This is a genomic window from Marinomonas sp. THO17 (genome assembly GCF_040436405.1).
GTDB lineage: Bacteria > Pseudomonadota > Gammaproteobacteria > Pseudomonadales > Marinomonadaceae > Marinomonas.
Map to the genome: position 1 here is coordinate 1,918,739 of NZ_AP031575.1, position 21,402 is coordinate 1,940,140.

Annotated in this window: 17 protein-coding genes and 1 pseudogene; 7 read left to right on the forward strand and 11 right to left on the reverse strand. The window is 40.2% G+C overall.

Features of this window, described 5'->3' with window-relative positions; all coding sequences use genetic code 11:
- Positions 1-100 precede the first annotated feature (100 nt).
- Genes cobU through cbiB form a run of 3 tightly spaced genes read right to left on the reverse strand, consistent with a single transcriptional unit; the run spans position 101 to position 2,645 of the window.
- On the reverse strand, positions 101-610 hold the full coding sequence (gene cobU / locus ABXS85_RS09170; RefSeq protein WP_353669712.1) for a bifunctional adenosylcobinamide kinase/adenosylcobinamide-phosphate guanylyltransferase: 510 nt from the start codon (positions 608-610) through the stop codon (positions 101-103).
- Complete coding sequence (locus ABXS85_RS09175) at positions 607-1,689, reverse strand: aminotransferase class I/II-fold pyridoxal phosphate-dependent enzyme (RefSeq protein ID WP_353669713.1); 1,083 nt, start codon at positions 1,687-1,689, stop codon at positions 607-609. Before ABXS85_RS09175 ends, cobU begins: the two co-directional genes overlap by 4 nt.
- On the reverse strand, positions 1,674-2,645 hold the full coding sequence (cbiB, locus tag ABXS85_RS09180; RefSeq protein WP_353669714.1) for an adenosylcobinamide-phosphate synthase CbiB: 972 nt from the start codon (positions 2,643-2,645) through the stop codon (positions 1,674-1,676). The genes ABXS85_RS09175 and cbiB overlap by 16 nt, the downstream gene beginning before the upstream one ends.
- Before the next feature lie 77 nt (positions 2,646-2,722).
- Between cbiB and ABXS85_RS09185 the strand changes: the two genes are divergently transcribed.
- Positions 2,723-4,201: a cobyric acid synthase gene (locus ABXS85_RS09185; RefSeq protein ID WP_353669715.1), complete on the forward strand. Its 1,479-nt coding sequence runs from the start codon at positions 2,723-2,725 to the stop codon at positions 4,199-4,201.
- Positions 4,202-4,304: 103 nt separating this feature from the next.
- On the opposite strand, the gene galE is transcribed toward ABXS85_RS09185, so the two are convergent.
- Positions 4,305-5,330, reverse strand: a complete 1,026-nt coding sequence (gene galE / locus ABXS85_RS09190) for a UDP-glucose 4-epimerase GalE (RefSeq protein ID WP_353669716.1) — start codon at positions 5,328-5,330, stop codon at positions 4,305-4,307.
- A 52-nt stretch (positions 5,331-5,382) separates the two neighbouring features.
- Positions 5,383-6,753, reverse strand: coding sequence for an MATE family efflux transporter (locus ABXS85_RS09195; RefSeq protein ID WP_353669717.1), 1,371 nt, complete (start codon positions 6,751-6,753; stop codon positions 5,383-5,385).
- Between the two features lie 259 nt (positions 6,754-7,012).
- On the opposite strand from ABXS85_RS09195, the gene ABXS85_RS09200 reads away from it, so the two are divergent.
- From ABXS85_RS09200 to ABXS85_RS09225, 6 genes and pseudogenes are all read left to right on the forward strand, one after another.
- The gene (locus ABXS85_RS09200; RefSeq protein ID WP_353669718.1) at positions 7,013-7,951 is read left to right on the forward strand and encodes a lysine exporter LysO family protein; all 939 of its coding nucleotides are present in this window, start codon (positions 7,013-7,015) and stop codon (positions 7,949-7,951) included.
- 66 nt (positions 7,952-8,017) lie between these two features.
- Entirely contained in the window at positions 8,018-9,157 is a 1,140-nt protein-coding gene (locus ABXS85_RS09205; RefSeq protein WP_353669719.1) for a glycosyltransferase, read from the forward strand.
- A gap of 445 nt (positions 9,158-9,602) precedes the next feature.
- A complete protein-coding gene (locus tag ABXS85_RS09210) occupies positions 9,603-10,319 on the forward strand; it encodes an FKBP-type peptidyl-prolyl cis-trans isomerase (protein ID WP_353669720.1) in 717 nt (238 codons plus the stop codon).
- Between the two features lie 219 nt (positions 10,320-10,538).
- The gene (locus ABXS85_RS09215; protein WP_353669721.1) at positions 10,539-11,858 is read left to right on the forward strand and encodes an O-antigen ligase family protein; all 1,320 of its coding nucleotides are present in this window, start codon (positions 10,539-10,541) and stop codon (positions 11,856-11,858) included.
- 34 nt (positions 11,859-11,892) lie between these two features.
- Positions 11,893-12,813 (forward strand): glycosyltransferase family 8 protein, encoded by a 921-nt coding sequence (locus tag ABXS85_RS09220; protein ID WP_353669722.1) that lies wholly within the window; start codon positions 11,893-11,895, stop codon positions 12,811-12,813.
- A gap of 146 nt (positions 12,814-12,959) precedes the next feature.
- Positions 12,960-13,995, forward strand: a pseudogene (locus ABXS85_RS09225) (transposase); the annotation flags it as partial.
- 216 nt (positions 13,996-14,211) lie between these two features.
- Here the strand turns inward: ABXS85_RS09225 and ABXS85_RS09230 are convergent.
- The 6 genes from ABXS85_RS09230 to tviB all read right to left on the reverse strand — a co-directional run bounded on the left by ABXS85_RS09230 (position 14,212) and on the right by tviB (position 21,340).
- Positions 14,212-16,182, reverse strand: a complete 1,971-nt coding sequence (locus ABXS85_RS09230) for a nucleoside-diphosphate sugar epimerase/dehydratase (protein ID WP_353669723.1) — start codon at positions 16,180-16,182, stop codon at positions 14,212-14,214.
- Positions 16,183-16,367: 185 nt separating this feature from the next.
- Complete coding sequence (locus ABXS85_RS09235; protein ID WP_353669724.1) at positions 16,368-16,919, reverse strand: sugar transferase; 552 nt, start codon at positions 16,917-16,919, stop codon at positions 16,368-16,370.
- A gap of 16 nt (positions 16,920-16,935) precedes the next feature.
- Complete coding sequence (locus ABXS85_RS09240) at positions 16,936-17,880, reverse strand: SDR family oxidoreductase (RefSeq protein ID WP_353669725.1); 945 nt, start codon at positions 17,878-17,880, stop codon at positions 16,936-16,938.
- Positions 17,881-17,882: 2 nt separating this feature from the next.
- Positions 17,883-19,019: a glycosyltransferase family 4 protein gene (locus ABXS85_RS09245; RefSeq protein WP_353669726.1), complete on the reverse strand. Its 1,137-nt coding sequence runs from the start codon at positions 19,017-19,019 to the stop codon at positions 17,883-17,885.
- 6 nt (positions 19,020-19,025) lie between these two features.
- Positions 19,026-20,048: an NAD-dependent epimerase/dehydratase family protein gene (locus ABXS85_RS09250; RefSeq protein WP_353669727.1), complete on the reverse strand. Its 1,023-nt coding sequence runs from the start codon at positions 20,046-20,048 to the stop codon at positions 19,026-19,028.
- A 23-nt stretch (positions 20,049-20,071) separates the two neighbouring features.
- On the reverse strand, positions 20,072-21,340 hold the full coding sequence (gene tviB, locus ABXS85_RS09255) for a Vi polysaccharide biosynthesis UDP-N-acetylglucosamine C-6 dehydrogenase TviB (RefSeq protein ID WP_353669728.1): 1,269 nt from the start codon (positions 21,338-21,340) through the stop codon (positions 20,072-20,074).
- Between the last annotated feature and the right edge of the window lie 62 nt (positions 21,341-21,402).

The window sequence follows — 21,402 nt, forward strand, 5'->3', positions numbered from 1 at the left end:
GTTAAATTCAGAACCATCTCAAAAATAGATTGCCTTAACGCAAACTGCTTTGGATAAGCAGCATTTGGATAAGGGCGATTTCAAGGTGCTGGAAGGCTGGCTATTTTAACGGCATTGGCAATCCGGCTGCAACAAAAGTTACCCGGTCGGTCAATTTCACCAAAGCTTGATTTAATAAACCTGCTTCATCGCCAAAGCGTCTGGCTAAGGCGTTCATTGGCATAATACCCATACCTACCTCACTGGACACCATGATCAAATCCCCTTTAAAGCCTTCAACTGCTTTCATTAATGACGCATGTTGCTCTGTAAAAGTGTCTTGGTTTTCCAAGCACAACAGGTTACTCAACCACAAACTAAGGCATTCAACAATGACAGCTTTATTTGTTCCACTTAATTCATTCAGCACACGAGCCAGTTCAATGGGTTCTTCAATCAGCTGCCAATCTGAAGGACGGTTGTCTTTATGCCGAGCGACTCGCTGTGCCATTTCGTCATCCAAAACCTGCGATGTGGCAACATAACAAACAGGTTTATGGTACTCAGCAACCAATTGTTGAGCGAATGCGCTTTTGCCACTGCGCACCCCACCTATGACTAAGTGTTTCATGCTAACTCTCGACCTCCTGCCCCTTTTAATAAACGAACCAAGGAATTATTTAACTCCGCTAATTCTGTCATAGCCGGCATGGCAACTCGAATCCAGCCTTCTCCTAAACGAGTGTGTACCCCGACCTGATGCAGCATGGCAAAAACTTGCTCAGCATAACACTGATCAACCAATTGCCAAGTAGTAAACAAAGGGTGCAAAACGTAATCTTGTGAGTCAAAAATGGTATTGAATTTAGGCAATACTTTTTCTATAAAGGCCGCTTGTCGTGCCAGTAACTGCTTTCTGGCTGAACCTTGCCAAACGGTATCCTGCAATGCCAAACTCACTAGGTGCAAACTCGCCGTTGATACAGGCCAAGGGCCGATCAAATTATTGATACTCTGCTGCCATTGCGCATGACTAAAAACAAAACCAACCCGTGCGCCTGCCAAGCCGAAAAACTTGCCGACAGATCGCATCACAAATAAGCCCATTGGCCAGCTTTCTTGCTTAAATTTCTTCAGCACACTTTGCTCGGGCTCAACATCAACAAAAGCTTCATCCACGACCAACCAAGCACCTTGTTGTTCTGCTCGCTGAATAAGCGAATCTAGCAAAGTCTGATCCGTCCATTCTGCCGATGGATTATTAGGTTGAATCAATACAGCCACTGCCCAAGAAGCGTTTAATAATTGACTAGTTTGCTGGTAATAGATCACCTCATAACCCCACTTTTGCCAAGCAAAAGCATGTTCTTGATAGCCAATGTGTGGCACATATACTCGCTTATTTTCGATTTTGAGAGCTTCACGCTTTAATATCGGCAAGGCTTCGATAATCTGCTGGCTACCAGAGGTGATCGCGGTTGGATGCACACCGTAATAATGTGCCGCCGTTTCAGACAAGGCCGTTTGATCCGGCAGCGCCAGCCATAATTCCGGCTTGAGATTAGGAATTGGCCAAGGCTCACGATTACAAGCAGAGGACAAATCCAACCAATTTTGCGCTTCGATTTGTTGTCTCTGCCAAGCTTCTATATCACCACCATGAGACAAACTTGGCGCATTCAAGTTAGTCGCCCCTAAAATAGCAGACATATCACCAATCCCCACAAATAAAGGCTTCTGTCCACCAGCTCGACAGCTTTTGCAATATCTTCAGACTGAGGGGATCGACCTTCTCCCAAAATCGGTCTTTCTTGTACTTGACCGAAATAAGGTGCTTTGCCGCCAAGCGCTATACCAAGCGCCCCTGCACCTGCAGCCATCACAGGTCCTGCATTAGGGCTTTTCCAACTGGCTGAGGGTCGTCTTGCACTGCGCAATGCCGCTGACCACTCACCGCAAGCCCCATAGGTGTAAACCACCAAACGCGCTGGCAAATAATTCAATACATCGTCAGCTCGTGCGGCGAACCAACCATAATGTTGGAAGGTTTCATTCTTATAGCCCCACATAGCGTCCAAGGTATTCGCTAAACGATACACAAATAGCCCAGGCACACCTGCCACAATGAACCAGAAAATGGGAGCAAAAATGGCATCGTTACCATTCTCTAAAACCGATTCTATACTAGCTTTGGCTACCTCATCGGCGGACAAATTTTGTGTATCTCGACTGACAATATGCCCAACCGCTTCGCGTGCCTGTTGCAGAGCCCTGTCATCTTCGATGGGGTTTGATTTTTTTCGTCTCATTAAAGGCTCAGACACAACTTGAGCGTGCTCTCTTAGACTTTGCCAACCAATGGCAAAATACACCAGCACCACCGACAAGGTATTGTCTAGCCAAGCAGGTAACACGGCATACAAAGCCCACAGCAAGACCAACCAAGGCATAATTGCCAGACACCAAGCCAAAGCACCAGCGCGATTTTGTTTTACAGGTTGAGAAGTAAGGGGCACAACCGTATAGGTGCGTACCAGATCCACCCAACGGCCAAACCAGATCAATGGGTGCCAAGTTTTTGGCTCTCCCAATAATCGATCCAACAACAAAGCAGTGATCAAAATCAGCGCATTAGTCGATATAAAGTCAAATATTGAAGTCATCATGAATATTGATCGTTTTTCAGTAATCCAAACATTAGGTAGAATTCTAACATCGAATTGATTTAAAACGTGATGACTTGATGTCCGCTTTTCATTTAATGGTCCAAGGGACCACTTCAGATGCCGGAAAAAGCACCTTGGTAACAGCGTTATGCCGCTTGTTGGTGAGACGTGGTATCTCCGTCGCCCCTTTTAAACCACAGAATATGGCTCTAAACAGCGCAGTAACCGAGCAAGGTGATGAGATAGGTCGAGCCCAAGCTGTGCAGGCTCAAGCCGCTAATTTAGCGGCGCACGTTGATATGAACCCTATTTTGCTCAAACCCAATACGGATACTGGTGCGCAAGTCATCATTCAAGGCAAAGCGGTTGGTAATATGAACGCGGTGGGTTATCACCAATACAAAACCATTGCTAAACAAGCAGCTTTGGATTCCTATTATCGTCTTGCTGAGCAACATCAAGCATTATTAATTGAGGGCGCGGGTAGCCCTGCTGAAATCAATCTACGGGCCCGTGATATTGCCAACATGGGGTTTGCCGAAAGTGTAGATTGCCCTGTAATCATTATTGCTGACATAGACAAAGGCGGTGTATTTGCCCACCTTGTTGGAACATTAGAGCTGCTTAGCCAAAGTGAGCAAAACAGAGTAATTGGCTTTGTTATTAACCGTTTTCGCGGGGATATTAGCTTATTAAAGTCTGGATTAGACTGGTTAGAAGAACGAACCGGGAAGCCCGTACTAGGTGTTTTACCTTACTTAACAGGTTTTCATTTGGAATCGGAAGATGCCGTCGCCAAGAGTCCATTGAAAGATCAGAATACAGCGAAACTGCATGTGGTCATTCCTGTGATGCCGCGCACCAGCAATCACACAGATTGGGACGCACTTCGCTTACACCCTGAAGTACAAGTAACCCTGGTGGGTGCCAATAAGAGCATACCGCCAGCCGATCTAGTCATTTTACCTGGCAGTAAAAGCGTACAAACAGATCTCGCTTTTCTACGCCAACAAGGGTGGGAAGTGTATCTCAACAAACACCTGCGATACGGTGGCAAAGTCATCGGCATTTGTGGAGGATTTCAAATGCTGGGCGAACGCCTGAGTGACCCACTAGGATTGGAAAATAAAACCCCTGGTACAGATGCCAAAGGTTTTGGTTTTATTCCCATGACCACCGTCTTGTCTGCAGAAAAACAGCTTAAGCAAAGACATGGCATGCTCATCAAAGAAGACGTAATCATTACCGGTTACGAAATTCACTGCGGTGTCTCAGAATTCCATTCAGGTCACCAAGCTTTGGTTAGATTGGAAAATGGCGAACTGGAAGGCTACTGTTCTGAAGACAACCAAATCATTGGCACCTATTTGCACGGTTTGTTTGACCACCCTAATGCCTTAAACGCCCTACTTAATTGGGCGGGACATCAACAAAGCGAAGCGTTTAATTACACAGCTTATCGTGAAAGTGAAATTGAACGGCTTGCCGACAGCGTTGAGCAACACATGGATATAGATGAGCTTATTGAGACCTGTTGTGGGTTTAACCGTATCTAGTATAAACCAATGTAATTCTCTCTAATTGCCCCTTTCCAAGAGGGAACGTCTAGTAATTTTTTCCCTCCCCTTACAAGGAGAGAACTAAGGTGGGATGTATAAATTACCCTTCACTAAATCCATTAGGATTTTCACTTTGCCACTTCCATGCGTCGCGACACATGTCATCTAAATTCATACTTACTTGCCATTCTAATTTGGCTTTTGCTTTACTTGCATCAGCATAGAATTCTGCAATATCACCAGCTCGCCTTGATTCAATCCCATAAGAAATCGGCTGTCCACACGCTTTTTCAAACGCTGCGATCACCTCTAATACGCTGTACCCTTTACCAGCACCAAGATTGTACGCTTCAATGCTAGTTTTAGTCTGTTTAGCAAGCCGCTCTAGGGCTTTAATATGACCAAGCGCCAAATCCACCACATGAATGTAATCCCTCACGCCAGTGCCATCATGAGTTGGATAATCACCGCCAAACACACTTAGTTTGTCACGTTTACCTACAGCCACTTGCGCGATATAAGGCATCAAATTATTAGGAACACCATTAGGATCTTCACCAATCAACCCACTAGGATGAGCACCTACCGGATTAAAGTAGCGCAGTAATGCAACATTCCAACGAGAGTCTGCGACAAAAGCGTCTTGCAGAAATTGCTCGATCATGACCTTAGTACGCCCATATGGACTGGTAGAGCTCAGTGGAAAATGCTCAACATAGGGAATAGGATTGTTCTCACCATATACGGTTGCTGATGAGCTAAAGACCAAATTGAAAACCTGATGCTTAGCCATTACATCCAGCAAAAGTAAGGTGCTGGTGAGATTATTATGATAGTAAGTTAAGGGTATTTGAGTTGACTCACCAACTGCCTTGAGACCAGCAAAATGAATAACGGCTTCAATGTCATGCTTAGTGAAAATCGCATCAATGGCAACCTTATCGAGCAAATCAGCCTGATAAAAGATCACGGATTGCTGTGTGATGGTCTCAATTCGATTTAGCACCTCAGCATTAGAATTACATAGGTTATCAATCACAATGACCTGATATCCTTGCTCTAACAACTCAACACAAGTATGGCTACCGATAAATCCTGTGCCGCCCGTTACTAAGATTTGTTTCATATTCATTCCTATACTAAACCCTAAGATTATGTATATCTAAATCAATAGAAAATCAGGCCACCTCACGCGGCGAGGCAATACGCTTTCCTTGGTAGCGTTTTAATACCACTCGAAAACGCAAAATTAAAATGCACGCCAATAAAGTCAGTCCAGCACCTAAGCCCAAATAAAAACCACGTAAAGACAGAGTTTCAGACCAAGGACTATAATGTGATAACCAAAAGCCTAGCGGAATACTTAAGCCAAATAAGGATACACCAAAGGCAATCATAGAAGACCGCGTATCTCTAAAACCTCGCAAAGCCCCTGTGAATATTGTTTGCAGCATATCTGGGAATTGATAGAAAGAAGAAATTAACAAAATACTTGCGGCCAGCGCCACTACTTCTTCATCACGGCTGTAAAGATAGGGGATTTGCTGATGAAATACCTGTGTCGATATAAAACAAACACAAACATAGACCAAACCCAAGATCACAACCACACGCAGGCGTTTCATCACCCCTTCAACACCTTCTTTTGACATGGCTTTTGCAACAATAATGGCCGTTACCGCACTCATGGCCATCAAAGGTGTGAACAAAATCGAGGTATAAGACAGCACGATTTGACCGCCACCCAAGGCTAAATCACCAAAGGAAGAAATTAGCCAAGTCATTGAAGAAAAAAGGCCTACCTCAAACGCAAAAGCAAAACCTGCTGGCATGCCCACATTAAGTAGAATGCCAAATTGACGTGTATAACGCCAAACAACATGGGTAAACAAAGGCGACTTAGTAATAAAGCGGTCATACAAGAAAAAGACTAACACGGCTATATAAAGCGACAAACAAGAAGCAATGGCCGCACCTTTCGCACCAAGTTCTGGAAAACCAAATTGCCCAAAAATTAACACGTAATTGAATACAATGTTCAGCAATAAACCAATACTAGCAACAAACAGCGGTAAACTAGGACGCCCAGCGGCTTCAAATAAATTTTTGTACGCTGTCATCAAGGCCAACATAGGTAATGCTGGTGCAAATAGGTACAAATAGGCCACTGACACATCACGAGTTTCTGGTTCAGTCGCCATGGCTTCAGCAAACTGAGGTAAAACAATAATGGTAATAAGAACAGCCACCAAACCCAAAGAGACAGACAAACCTAGGGCTTGAGACATATATAGATTGACCAGCTTGGGCTGTCGACCATGCAAATGACGAGTAACCAATGGCGTAATACCAAAGGTAACACCAATCAAAAAACAGCCAATTGGCATCCATAAACTGGACGCTAATCCCACCGCAGCCAAATGCAAAGCGTCATAGTGCCCTAACATCACAGTATCCACCACACTAATCGACAACTCCAAGGTCATGGTCAAAATCATGGGAAACAGCAAATGCAGAACTTCTTTTAATACCACAAAACGCTTAGACACAGGCAACCAATCCATACAGCCAAAATAAAGCCGCTAATCTAACACCCTAGAAGAAACAATGCATCATTGCAGAGGCATCCAATGTAAAATCTCCTCTTAAAATCGTGGGCAGGATAAGTGAAGCAACATCCAACGTTAAAAGACAAAAAATACAATCCGAAAATAAAAAAGCCTCTTAAAAACCACGAGAATGTTGAACTCCTCACCAATAACCGACAAAATACCGCCTCTTTTTCATCTTGTCTGGGACTACGTATTCATGGCAATACTATCTACTCTTGGCCCATTACTATCTACTCTTGGCCCATTACTCATTGCCTTACTGATTGGTTACTGGCTTGATCTAAAACTTTTCAACGCAAAAAGAGTTTCAAAGTGGTTAGAGCAGCTGGTTTATCTCATTCTAGCACTCATCGGTTTTAGTCTAGGTTCGCTCGATAATCTGGTTGAAAAACTTATGATTGCGGGTTACCAAGCCATCATCATGATGCTCTTGGTTAGCGTTTTCAGCCTAGCTGGTCTCTACTTATCAGGTCGTTATTTCAACAACGAAATCGAGCAAAATACAGAACAACAAGCGCAAGCTAGTTTAAAACAAGCCCTATTGGATGCATTAAAAACCATCAGCTGGGTCTTGGCTGGGGTTATTATGGGCGTGATAGGCAAAAACTGGGCACTGGATATAGAAGAATACGTTACCGGGTTATTATATTTTCTCCTTTTCTTAATTGGCTGCCAACTTAGACAAGGTAACTATCGACTAAGAAAGATCTTTCTGAATAAACAAGGTGTCATCATCGCTCTGACCACCATAATAACCACTCTGTTGGCAGGCTGGTTTGGTAGCATGATCTTAGGTCTGGCGTGGTATCAGGGTCTAGCCGTGGTATCTGGTTTCGGCTGGTATAGCTTATCTGGCATCCTAATCACAGGATTGGGGGATCCCGTACTTGGCACCACTGCTTTCTTGATGGATTTAGGAAGAGAAATCATCGCATTGATGTTTATCCCTATTTTAGCTCGCATTAATAGCCACTTGTCCGTTGGCTACTGTGGCGCCACCGCAATGGATTTTACCCTACCTATTCTTGGTAAATTCCACGGTGCTCAAATCATTCCAGTGTGTATTGCCAGCGGTTTTATTATGAGTATATTGGCGCCCATTTTGATTCCCTTGTTTTTAAATATAAATTATTAAATAAAATATTCTGAATTATATTATTCATCTGTATAATATAATAAAATACAGTTAAGGAATGTATTTATGAGAACATTAGTGGTGGTAAGAACATTAAAAACGGGGGGGATGGAGCGAGTTGCGGTCAATCTAGCCGATGCCTTTTCAGAGCAAGGTCATGAAAGTCATCTTATGTATTTTAAGAAACGCTCTAATCCTATAAGTCCTAAAAATCGAAATGTAATAGTTCACCATTATGGCATAAACACTATCAGTTTTTTTAAACCAACAACCTTTTTTTTTACTCTAGTAGCAAAAATATTAAATCTATTTATCCGTAAATCATATTTTTTATTCTTTGGTTGGCATGGAGGCAAGCTACTTCAAAAAAAAGTATCACAACTTGAAAAAAATCATGGAAAATTTGATAAAATTATTTTTAGAGGTGAAGGCACTTATGAGATTATATGGTCTTTCAAGCATGATAAAGCAGTTTATGTATTAGAAAATATTGTTAAATCAAACACAAATAATTTTTTTATAAATACACAACGCAATAAAAAATTATTTCATCATAAAAATCTAGTAGCTGTTTCAACAGGTGTAAAAAATAGTGCCGATACATTTTTTTTAGAGAACAATATCACTCCAAAAAGTCTAAACGTTATTACAAACCCATGCCCAGTTGAACAAATTAGAGTATTAGCCGAAAAAGAAAGACCTAAAAGAGCTCCAACTGGCTCTTATATCGTCAATGTTGCTAGACTTGTTCCACAAAAAAATCACCACTTACTTATACAAGCTTACTCTAAAAGCAGTAAAAAACTTCCCCTCGTTATAGTTGGAGCTGGTAAACTTGAGTCAGAACTCAAACTATTAGCAATAAAATTAGGAGTTGAAGAAAATATTTACTTTGTCGGAAATCAGTCTAACCCTTATGTATGGATGAAACATGCAGAATTATTCGTGCTGAGTTCAAGCTTTGAAGGCTTGGGTATTGTACTTTTTGAAGCCCTTACTTGTGGTACTCCAATCATTTCAGTTGACTGTCCCGGTGGTGTTAGAGATATCTTAAAGGGAGAATTAGAAGCTTACCTCTGTCCCGCAGATCCTATAGAGCTTGCGAACAAAATCGACCACGTCCTTGAAAAAGGTGGTTATTCAATAAAAGAAGAATGGCTAGAAGATTTCAAGCCTGAAAATATCGTTTCAGCTTACTTAAAATGATAATCCCATACATTGGACCAAATAAAAGTAAGCTTTACGTCAAGAAAGAATTACAAGAAAACACGCTTTTGCAAACAGTGTCATGCTTTTGTAAAAGCGGTTGTTTCAAGCTATACACTCACATTAATCTCACTTTACGTCTTGTGCTTTGTAGAATCATTCTCTTAATAAAAGAGAGATCTTTTGGAACTCAAACAAAGTGTGCAGGTGAAGGGGTCGCTTTGGTATAGTGAGACACATAAGATTGGCATAACCTAACTAGGTTATGTTAGAACACTTATGTTATAAAAGAGCGATGGATCTGATTTTACAAAGCACAAGACCAATCATGTTCTTTGTCGTAACCTTGTAAAACTGCTGACACATAAATAGTAACAGAATCAAACTCCGTCGAAAGCCAATCCACTCATGTGGTAATAAATTTAACAATGGAACACTTTTTATTATGAAAAAAACTCTCATCGCGACGTTAATGATGTCTTCCGTTGCCCTAGTATACGCTCACGACCATGACGTGACACTAGAAACCAAAGAACAAAAACTTGGTTATAGTATGGGCACTATGTTTGGTTCGCGTATGGCGCAAAATCTTCCTGAATTAGATATCGATACTTTTATTGAAGGATTCAAATCGGCTTATCAAGGTGAAGAACCTAAAATGACAATGGAAGAAATCACTCAGTCGATTCAAAGTTTCCAACAAGAAGAAATGGAAAAAGCTCAACTGGCTCAGCAAAAGGCGATGGAAGAGTCAAAAGCCGCATCAGAAGCTTGGTTAGCTGAAAAAGCCATAGAAGATGGCGTGATGAAAACAGACTCAGGTTTGATGTACAAAATCATCACTAAAGGCGCTGGCGATATGCCAAGCGCAACAGATACAGTAAAAGTGGATTACGAAGGCTCACTAATCGATGGAACCGTATTTGACAGCTCTTATGAGCGTGGTGAGCCAATCACTTTTCAGCTTGATGGTGTCATTCCTGGTTGGACAGAAGGCTTACAGCTAATGCCTGTTGGCTCTAAGTACGAGTTGTATATTCCATCAGACCTAGCATACGGCCCTGGCGGCACAGGCCCAATTCCACCCAATGCAGCGCTTAAATTTGTCGTTGAATTGCACAAGATAGTAAACGAAGAAAGCGAAACAGAAGCCGCCAAGTAAATACTTTGCTGTGAAAAATAAATGGATTCAAAATGGTCATCAGTTGATGACCATTTCTTTACACCAAGTACCTAAGCGAATTACTTTGCATCAGTCTCCGCCATTACAATTTCACCGCACCAAATCGCAACTTTCAGTCATATCTTATATACCTAAACCCATAATTATTTGTATACTACGCACCGATCATTTTTTCCTTAACACTGATATGAGTTTACAATGATATTTTCTGCTACTAGATTTACCCGCTTATTTGAACGCAGAGCATCGGAAGAACAACCTGCTTGGCTTATATACATAGGTACTCTATCAGTAGTAATCTATGCAATTTCAAGAACAGGCTTCCCTAAAGTAGCAGAAATAACATCATCAATAGCGGTTCTTATTGGATTATGGGGACTGTTCAAATATGGAAAAATCGTAAATAGCCATATTTTATTAAGATTTCTGTGGATAGGAATTATTCTCCAACTAATATCTTGGGGGCTCGCCAATTATATTACCCCAGAGTGGGCGGAAAGCACGCCAAGGCTTAGTAACCTAAATGGCTGGTTTCTTTTTATTCCATTTGGATGGCTCATTGCTCAAAAGAAAAATGCAATTTGGCTAATATGGGGAGCTGCAGCATTAAGCGTACTACTATCTCCTTGGATAACTGGACAAGGATTTGATGAATTAATAGGAGGCATTAATGGTGGTAGAGTAGATTTTAACCTTTTAAATGCGCAACATACGGCTTTATTTTTTGGGTCAGTATTTATCGGCTTATGCTGCTTTTCTGTAAAGCTTTACAATAAAAACAAATTATTAACAATACCAATTTCGCTGTTAATATGTTACACTTTATTAGTTTTTTATATTATTCAAACACGTCAAGGGTGGATTTCCCTCCTCATTACAGCAGTAATAATGTCTATTTTTTTGGTTATTAAATATAGAAATAAACCATCAAAAAAAATATATATAGTTATCATTGCGTCTCTGATTATAAGTTTTATTTCATTAGCTTTTTTAACCTTTAAAAATGATAAAATAATACAAAGATTTATGGTGGAAAGAGAAGCTATATCTGCTATAAGCTCACTTAGGTTTGATGAGGTACCATATTCTAGTCTTGGAATAAGATTTCATTCTTGGGTAGCCGCTACCAACTTTATAAAGGAAAAACCCTTATTTGGATGGGGGGGAAATGGAAAGTCATTAGTAATGAAGCATACGCAATGGTTACCTGAAAATATTCAAAATCAATTTGGTCATCTTCATAATACTTATCTTGAACTACTAGTAAATTATGGTATTGTGGGCTTATTATTTTATTTTTCTATCTGGATAGTTATTGGTAGAATGCTTTATAAAGAAGTTAAAGCAGATAAAATTGATAAAGAATTTAGTTATATTTATATATCTATACTAATATTTTGGGGTATTATAAACTTCTTTGAATCATATCAGAACTTTTGGACTGGAGAGTTTTATTTTAATATTTTTATGACTGGAATATTATCAAGAATATGGCACTCAAAACTATCTCCTAAGTAAATAGAAACCAATTTAAGAAATAAAGAAGAGAGAAATGATTAATATATTATTGTGTTCTGATGAAAACTACGCAGCATATAGCTCTATTGTGATGATTTCTTCATTAATAAACACAACCTGTCCAGAAAAATTTTCCTTTTACTTATTAACACCTGGATTAAAAAAAGAAACAAAGAATAAACTATATAAAGCAGTTCAATACTATAGTGCTCAGTTAAAAATTATTGAAGTAGATAATTCAAACTTGAGCTATTCAAATATGGAATTAGGTCGATTTGGATTAAGTTCGATTTTACGTTTATTAATGCATATTCATCTACCTCCAAAAGTCAAAAGAGTTATTTATCTAGATTCCGACCTGCTTATATTGGGTGATCTGGAAGAGCTTTGGAAAAAAAACCTAGATAATTTCGCTTTAGGTGCTGTAACTGATCTTTGCTCTCCAGAAACTTTTATTAAAAGGAATTCTAATTATTTTAATAGTGGTGTACTTCTGATTGACCTAATAAAATGGAAGGAAGATCAAATTGGTGAATTATCATTATCTTATCTAAACAAGAACTCTGATATTTTAAAGTATCCTGATCAAGACGCTTTAAATTATATCTTAAGAGATAACTTTTTTCCCATTGATCTTAGCTGGAATTTTCAACCAACCTCTTACTCAGCTTATGAAAAGAGTTTTCATTATCTAGATAGCAGAAAAGATGAACTTTATCAGTCAATTAGAAAACCTAATATTGTACATTTCATTGGAGCATTGAAGCCGTGGCATGCAAATTGCACACATCCTTTGCAAGAATTATTTATTGATTTTTCTAAAAACACACCCTGGCCAATTAATATTAAAGAGCTACGAGCAAGCTTATCTATCTTTCAAAAAATAAAATTTTTTTTAAAGCAAAATAAAATTAAACGTCGCAAAATAATGTGCGATTATCAAAGACCTATTTAGTCACCCCTCAATAATGGCGTTTTAGGCTTTAAATGCCTTACGGCTTTCTCGATTTTCGCCATCAAAAACGCTATTACTGTCCACTTCCCCTAAACTGAGACAGACATAATTAGAGTTTTCTGTAATGATTAATACAGGAGACGACTATGAAAAAATCACGTTACACAGAGACACAGATCATCGCAGTATTAAAAGAAGTGGATTCCGGAATGAAGGTAGAGGAAGTATGCCGTCAGCATGGAATCAGCAGTGCAACCTATTACAATTGGAAATCCAAATATGGGGGGATGGAAGCCTCCGATGTGAAACGATTAAAAGAGCTTGAAGAAGAAAACGCTAAGCTTAAAAAAATGTACGCGGATGTCAGTTTAGAAAATCATGCGATCAAGGAATTAGTCGCAAAAAAGGGTTGGTGACAGCAGATAAACGAGATTGCGTTAGTGTATTGGTTGAAGCTGGTCTAAGTATTTTTAAGGCTTGTCAGTTTGTAAAGATTGGCCGTTCAACATTCTATCGCCCAGAGCAGGATTCTGGAAGTGTTTTGGTCGTATGCGATTTAAGGGCTATCCGTTTAACCATAAGCGTGTTTATCGTGTGTACTGCCAGATGGGGCTGAATTTAAAACGCAGAACGAAGCGTATGCTTCCAAAACGCGTTGCACAACCGTTGGCAGTGTTAGACCAAGTGAACCACCAATGGGCACTGGATTTTATGCACGATACTTTATACTGCGGCAAACGATTTAGAACACTTAATCTTGTCGATGAAGGGACACGAGAATGTTTGGCGATAGAAGTTGATACATCGCTTCCGGCTGAACGAGTGGTGCGCACTTTAGAACAGTTAAAAACAGAGCGTGGCTTACCTAATCAAATTCGAGTAGATAATGGTCCTGAGCTTATCTCAGCCAAGCTGACCGACTGGTGTGAGGCACATAATATCAACTTGGTTTATATCCAGCCTGGTAAGCCACAGCAAAATGGTTTTGTGGAGCGTTTCAACGGTTCATTCCGTAGAGAATTTCTTGATGTCTATCTGTTTGAGAGCCTTAGCCAAGTAAAAGAAATGGCTTGGTTCTGGCGATTGGATTACAACGAAGAACGAACACATGAAAGTTTGGGTAACCTGCCTCCGGCAGCTTACCGAGCAAAACTGGAAAACTCTAGTTTAGAGCTGTGCCATTAATGGGGAAGTGGACACTCCTGTGTTTAGATTATGAGAAAATTCTACTTTTGGCTGCTACTAATTTTCGGGAGGATTACCGGTAGATAAGATTGTACTGATTGAACACCTATCTCAATGTGGCAATTTTACAACTTCTAATGAAGTCTGTTTTTACTAGATCACTCATATTAAAGGAGAAACTGGGAGAAAGTTCTGTTCTTGGCCTTCAACCTTCTAAACTTGTTTCTTTAACGAAACCACCTTAGATTCAGCCGTATTTACTCTAGTCATTTTCTTTGTATTCCAAACTAAATCGCCAATACCATCAGTTGGATTAAAGTCCGTCGGCGCACTTAACAAAATCTCTCGAATACGCTCATGTTGAAAATCATGACAAGCTGCATCTAAATCAGACATCACACATTCGAAATCATCTAACGGAAGAAATCTCTCATTTGCCGTCATAATCCTTTCGTGCTGAGTTTCTTTAACATTATCCCCAATCAATAGCTCTTCGAAAAGCTTTTCACCAGGACGCAACCCAGTGAATTGGATTTCGATATCACCCTCTGGATTATTATCCGATTTTACTTCAAGACCAGATAACCGAATCAAGTTCATTGCAAGATCAACAATCTTGACTGGCTGCCCCATATCCAAAACAAATACATCGCCACCTTTACCCATGGCCCCAGCTTGTATGACTAATTGAGCGGCTTCTGGTATGGTCATAAAATAACGAATGATTTCGGGGTGAGTGACAGTAATCGGAAAGCCTTCTTGTATCTGCTTTTTAAAGACGGGGATTACAGAACCTGAGGACCCCAAAACATTACCAAAACGAACCATGCAAAAACGTGTGAATTTCTTTTGTCTAGTAGCCTTTTCCATTTCAGCTTCTGCCAAAGCTTGTAAACCAAGCTCTGCCATACGTTTTGTTGCGCCCATTACATTGGTCGGCCGAACAGCTTTATCAGTAGAAATTAAAACAAAAGACTCCACTCCACTCTCGATGGCCGCTTTTGCACAATAATAGGTACCAAAAGTATTATTGCGCACTCCTTCTACAACATTGTACTCTACTAAAGGCACATGTTTATAGGCTGCAGCATGGTATACCGTCTGAACCCTAAAAGCCTTCATAATTGACGCTAGACGATTGACTCGTTGAACAGACCCAATCAAAGGAACCAATTCAATGTCAGTATCGTTATCCAGAAGCTCTTTAAGCTCTTTGTCAATTTGATAAACCGCATATTCAGACACATCGAAAATTATCAAGACTTTTGGTTTAAAAGTAATAATTTGACGACATAATTCAGAGCCAATCGAACCACCAGCACCGGTAACCATAACCACTTTATGCTTTATGTTAGCAGACATTAGAGTGACATCAGGTTCAACAATTTCTCTACCTAAAAGATCATCTACCGCAACATCTTGTAGCTCACTGATTTTTGCTTTACCTGAGACAATGTCATTAAAATCTGGGACGGTTAAGACTTCAACAGAATATGGAAGAAGATTATCAATCACTTTCTTTCGCTCAGCACGAGTCGCTTTAGGAATAGCTAAAAGGACTTTGTCGATATCGTATTTTTTTATCAAATAATCAATATCATCAACTTTGTAGACAGGAACCCCTTGGATAATGGTATTTAATAAAGATACATCATGGTCAATAAAGCCTTTGACTCGAAAGTCACTAGTTTGACGAAGTGCCAGTGTTAATTGGCGACCAGTCGAGCCAGCACCGAAAACCAAAACAGCTTGGCTCCCTTTTCGAGGCACTTGCGACACTAGGCCGCGAATTACAGCACGAGAACCACCTGCAAGCAAAACAAGAAAAGGAAAGTAAATTATTGGTACAGTACGTGGTATCTGCGCATCAAAAAAATAAGCCAAGGATGTCATCGCAAGTGAAGATAAAGCAGAACCTAACAAAATAGTACTGAATGCATGAAAAGTTAAATAACGTAATACGGCTCGATATAAACCAAGTTTCACATTACCAATTAAAGTAAAAACTAGCGTGCCGGTTAATACCCACATCACTTCATTGTTAATAAACGAAGAAAACTCTCCGAGGCGAGCCCAATAAGCTAAAGAAAAGGCTAGAATGATAAAACAAGAATCAACGACGAGACTAATAATTCGCTTATAAAGTCTGGGCAAAGACCATATGAAATTAAAACTATTCATCATTAACACTACCTATTTTATCGCATGCCATTTAAAAATATACATCCTTAAGCCTGCCAACATCTAAAAATTAAATGCTACTACTTAGGCATCTAATCAAGAAGAAAGCAAATAGCAAAGTCAACTAAGTTTTCCGCCTCAACCAAAGCACCAATAGCTTAACGCTTTAAAACAATGAGTTAGTAAAATTAGTTTTTTACTCTGTCTCCTAAGCCACTTCCAGTCAGGGTTTTAATGACATAAACAAAGTAATTTTTAATAGACATGTCATTTATCATCTTTGCATCAGTTTCAGCCAGCAACTCAGGTGTCGACATATCAATATCCGAAATCTGTGCTAAACCCGTAATACCCGGACGCACAGCAAACACACCTTTTGTTTCACGGGCTTGCGTCAACTCAGTTTGATTAAACAACCCAGGGCGCGGACCAACTAAGCTCATATCACCTTTTAGTACATTCCACAGTTGTGGCAATTCGTCTAATTTCGTCTTACGGAGATAACCACCTAACCGTGTGATAGAACTAGTAGAAGCCAAATGACTCGCCACGGAGGCGGTATCTACTGACATAGTACGAAACTTCACCAGAGTAAACGGCTTCTGATGACGTCCCACCCGTTCTTGTCGAAACAGCGGAGAACCCGTGTCAAAAAGACCAATAATATAAATCAGCAAGAGAACAGGAAAGCCACATACTAAGCCCAACAAAGAAAACACAAAATCCAATAACCTAATCATTCACTTCATCCAATTTTTAATTTTTCTTCTTAGCTGCTAAGGCAAAACCATGCTCAACAGAATAAGGCGGGGCCCAGTCTAACGTATTTTTCGTATGTTCAATGTCCAGTTGCAAAGACCCAACCAAACGATCCGCCACGTCCTCTTTTTTAAACAGTTTACCAGCCAGTTTAAAACACCATACAGGTGCAGGAAGCGATAAATTGGCTTTGCCTTGTGCCTTTGCCATTAAATCAACCATACGAGATGTCGACATATCATCGTCATCAGACACTAAAAATACTTGGTTGGCAGCCTTAGGGTGATCGATACAGATCTTAATCAAATCAACCAGATTATAAACAGAAACCAAGCTACGCTTATTCTGATTAATAGCACGAAATGGCAAAGGGAAGCCTTTACCAACCAGTTTAATCAAAGAGGCAAAATTGGCTTTAACCCCTTCACCATAAACCAGCGGTGGACGGACAATAACAACCTCCATGCCAGTTTCTTTGCCTAGCGCTAATAACTGTTCTTCTGCTTCAGACTTAGACTGACCATAAGGGTCTTCTGGACTACGCGCATCAAACGCTGTAAAAGGCTGACGACCAGACGTGGATTCACCATTTACCTTGATCGAGCTCAAAAAAATAAAGCGCTTTACACCTGCTTCTACGGCTTGGCGAGCTAGGTTTAATGTTCCTTCTGTATTGACAGCACGAAACTCAGCAAGCGGATCAGAAGAAGAGTCATTCATAATATGGACGCGGGCGGCACAATGAATTATACAATTCACTCCGGATAAGGCATCACCCCATTGCGTTTTTTTATCAATTTCGGAAATTTCAACACATTCACAAAAATCTGCTGAGAGTTTATCTCGAACAACAGACAAAACTTGACGAGATTTTATAAGGACAGTGTAAAGTTGCTTACCTACAAAACCAGTAGCGCCAGTAAGCAAAATATTTGATTGCATTTTCATGTTTCCAAAAGATCTCTGTAAATCACCATATGTTGATCAACAATTTTTTCAATTGCAAAGACCTCTTCTGCCAAAGTTCTACCAGCTTCGCCCATTGATTTTCGTAATCCAGCATCTTGTACCAAAGTCTCAATTACATCAGCAAGGGCGACAGCATTTTTCACAGGAACAAGATATCCTGTTTTTCCAGGTATTATCGCATCTCTACATCCAGGAACATCAGTAGTAACAACCGGACGACCACACGCTGCTGCTTCAACCAAACTTTTTGGCAAACCCTCACGGTAAGAAGGCAAACAAATTATGTTTGCCTCACTATAATGTTTGGCAATGTTTTTTTGGTAGCCAAGCAATTGCACGTAGCCAGAAGCGGCCCATTGATCAAATTCAGTTTGAGTAACACTAGTAGGATTACCTATATCGGGCGAACCAATCAACCTCATATCAACCAAAACATTCCGGTCATTCAGTATTTTAGCCGCTTCAATAAACTCAATTACACCTTTGTCCTTAAGCAAGCGCGCAGCCATAGCAACAACTGGAACCCCTTCAGGGGCAGGTACAAAAGGATAATCCAAAAGGTCAACACCAGACCCTCGGATCATTCTTACCTGATATGCCTTTAATGTTTTTAAAGACAACAAAACATCACGATCGTCTGGGTTTTGAAAAATAACCGACAAGCGCTTCTGGTTAAAGGCAAAACGATACATCAGAATCACTAACCAGCGACGCAAACGAGCTATGATTGTTTCTGCTATAAAAACCGTCCCTAAACCAGATACCGCACTTACAACAGCTTCAATCCCGATCACACGTGCCGCGATACCACCATATAACACTGGTTTAATAGTAATAAGATGAACCAATGATGGCTTTAACGCCTTAAATAATTTAATCAAACTAATTAACGTTTTTAACTCATTAAGCGGATTCTGACCGCTTCTAGCAAAAGGCACAAGATGATGAGTAAAACCTAGGGACTGGATAGATTTAACTTCCGGTCCTTCAGCAGTAGCTACATGAACATCAAAACCTGCTTTTTGCGTCGCTAGAGCGAGAGGCAGTCTATGAGATAAGAAAAACTCGGACGCATTTACCACAAAAAGGATACGTTGTGTTTCTTTAATCAAAGCCCATCAACCTACATTTTTAATATACCAAGGCATAGCCTTGGCGATCCCATCCATAATACAGTATTCAGGTGCATAGCCTAATCTACTTTTGGCTTTGCCAATATCAGCTTGAGAATGGCGCACATCGCCAGCACGAAAATCACGATATACCGCTTGTATATCATAAACCAGACCGTTTTTAGCTAACGCAGTTTGCAGCGCATGAAATAAATCATTTAAGGTCGTACGGTCACCGAGAGCAACATTATACACTTCGTTTTTAGCATCTTCTGGAGCAGTGGCGGCAAGAATATTCATTTGAACGGTATTTTCAATGAAACAAAAATCTCGACTTGTTTCGCCATCGCCATTAATAAATACTTCATGTCCTTCGATCATAGACGCAGTCCACTTTGGAATAACGGCCGCATAGGCACCATTGGGGTCTTGTCGCTGCCCAAATACGTTAAAGTAACGCAAGCCTATCGTTTCAAAACCATAAGTTTTGGCAAACACATCTGCATAAAGTTCGTTGACATATTTCGTTACTGCATAAGGAGAAAGCGGCTTGCCGATATTATCTTCTACCTTGGGTAATGCAGGGTGATCGCCATAAGTAGAACTGCTTGCTGCATAGGTAAAACTTTTCACTTCTGCATCACGCGCTGCTACCAACATGTTCAAGAACCCACTGATGTTGGTTGCGTTTGTAGTGATAGGGTCGTTTATTGAACGAGGAACAGATCCAAGTGCTGCTTGATGCAACACATAATCCACACCTGAACAACCTTTTCTACAGTCATCCAAATTACAGATATCACCTTCAATAAAAGTAAAGCCAGCCCACTGCTCAGCATTGACCAATCCTTTAACCTCATCTAAGTTGTGCTGATGCCCCGTCACAAAGTTATCTAAACCAATAACTTTTTGGTTAAGCTTCAACAAATGCTCCAATAAATTAGAACCAATAAAGCCAGCAACGCCGGTTATCAGCCATGTTTTAGGCTGTAATTTTAATGTTTCAGTTGATTTTTGATACGCTGTCATTCTATTTATCTGTCCTTTCTTGTTTACAAGCGTAAATCAGCTTGTTCGCGAGGCAATACATATTTCAGATCATACAGTACATGCTCGCTCTTACCCAATGAGCGAATTTTAGCTGTCCCCATCTGTGCGAATTCATCATGAGCAACCGCTAGAATAATGCCGTCATATTGACCAGCAGCTGGGTCATCAATTGGAGAAATATCATATTCATGTTCCGCTTCTTTTGCATTGATCCAAGGATCATAGCAATCAACTTGCACACCGAAGTCTTGTAGTTCCTGAATAATATTGACAACCTTGGTGTTACGTAGATCAGGACAATTTTCCTTAAAGGTTAAACCTAATACCAATACCCGAGCACCATCTACATGAATACGCTTTTTCAGCATGGCTTTCACCAGCTGGCTAGCTACATAGACCCCCATACCATCGTTTAAACGACGACCAGCTAAAATAATCTCTGGATGGTAGCCAACAGATTGTGCCTTATGGGTAAGATAATAAGGATCAACACCAATGCAATGCCCACCCACCAAGCCAGGACGAAACGGCAAGAAATTCCATTTAGTTCCTGCTGCTTTAAGCACTTCTTCGGTATCTATACCTAATTTGTTAAAAATCAACGACAGTTCGTTGATAAGTCCAATATTGACATCACGCTGAGTGTTTTCGATGACTTTAGCCGCCTCGGCTACCTTAATAGAAGATGCTTTATGTGTGCCAGCAGTAATAATAGAACGGTACAATTGATCAATGGTTTCCGCTATTTCTGGTGTGGAACCAGATGTCACTTTCAAAATAGTCGTCACACGATGCTCTTTATCACCTGGGTTAATACGCTCTGGGCTGTATCCACAGAAAAAGTCTTTATTAAAAGTTAGTCCAGAAACACTCTCTAGAACTGGAACACAATCTTCTTCGGTCGCACCAGGATATACAGTAGATTCATATATCACGATGTCCCCCCGTTTAAGCACTTTACCAATGGTTTCACTTGCCTTAATAAGCGGAGTAAGGTCCGGCTGTTTATGCTCATTGATCGGTGTTGGCACGGTGACAATAAATACATTACAGGCTTTTAAACCATCTAACGAATTACTGTATGTTAAATATTCAGCCGACGCTAACTCAGCATCATCCACTTCTAACGTACTATCATGACCATTAGTCAATTCGGCCAAACGAATGGAATTAATATCGAAGCCTAGTACTGGATATTTCTTGCCAAATTCTACCGCTAGCGGAAGGCCTACATAACCTAAACCAATAATAGCAAGTCTAAAATGATTCATTAATTTACTCCAAAACTTCTTCTTTAAAATACAAAACAGAATTTGAATATTTAACCTACTAT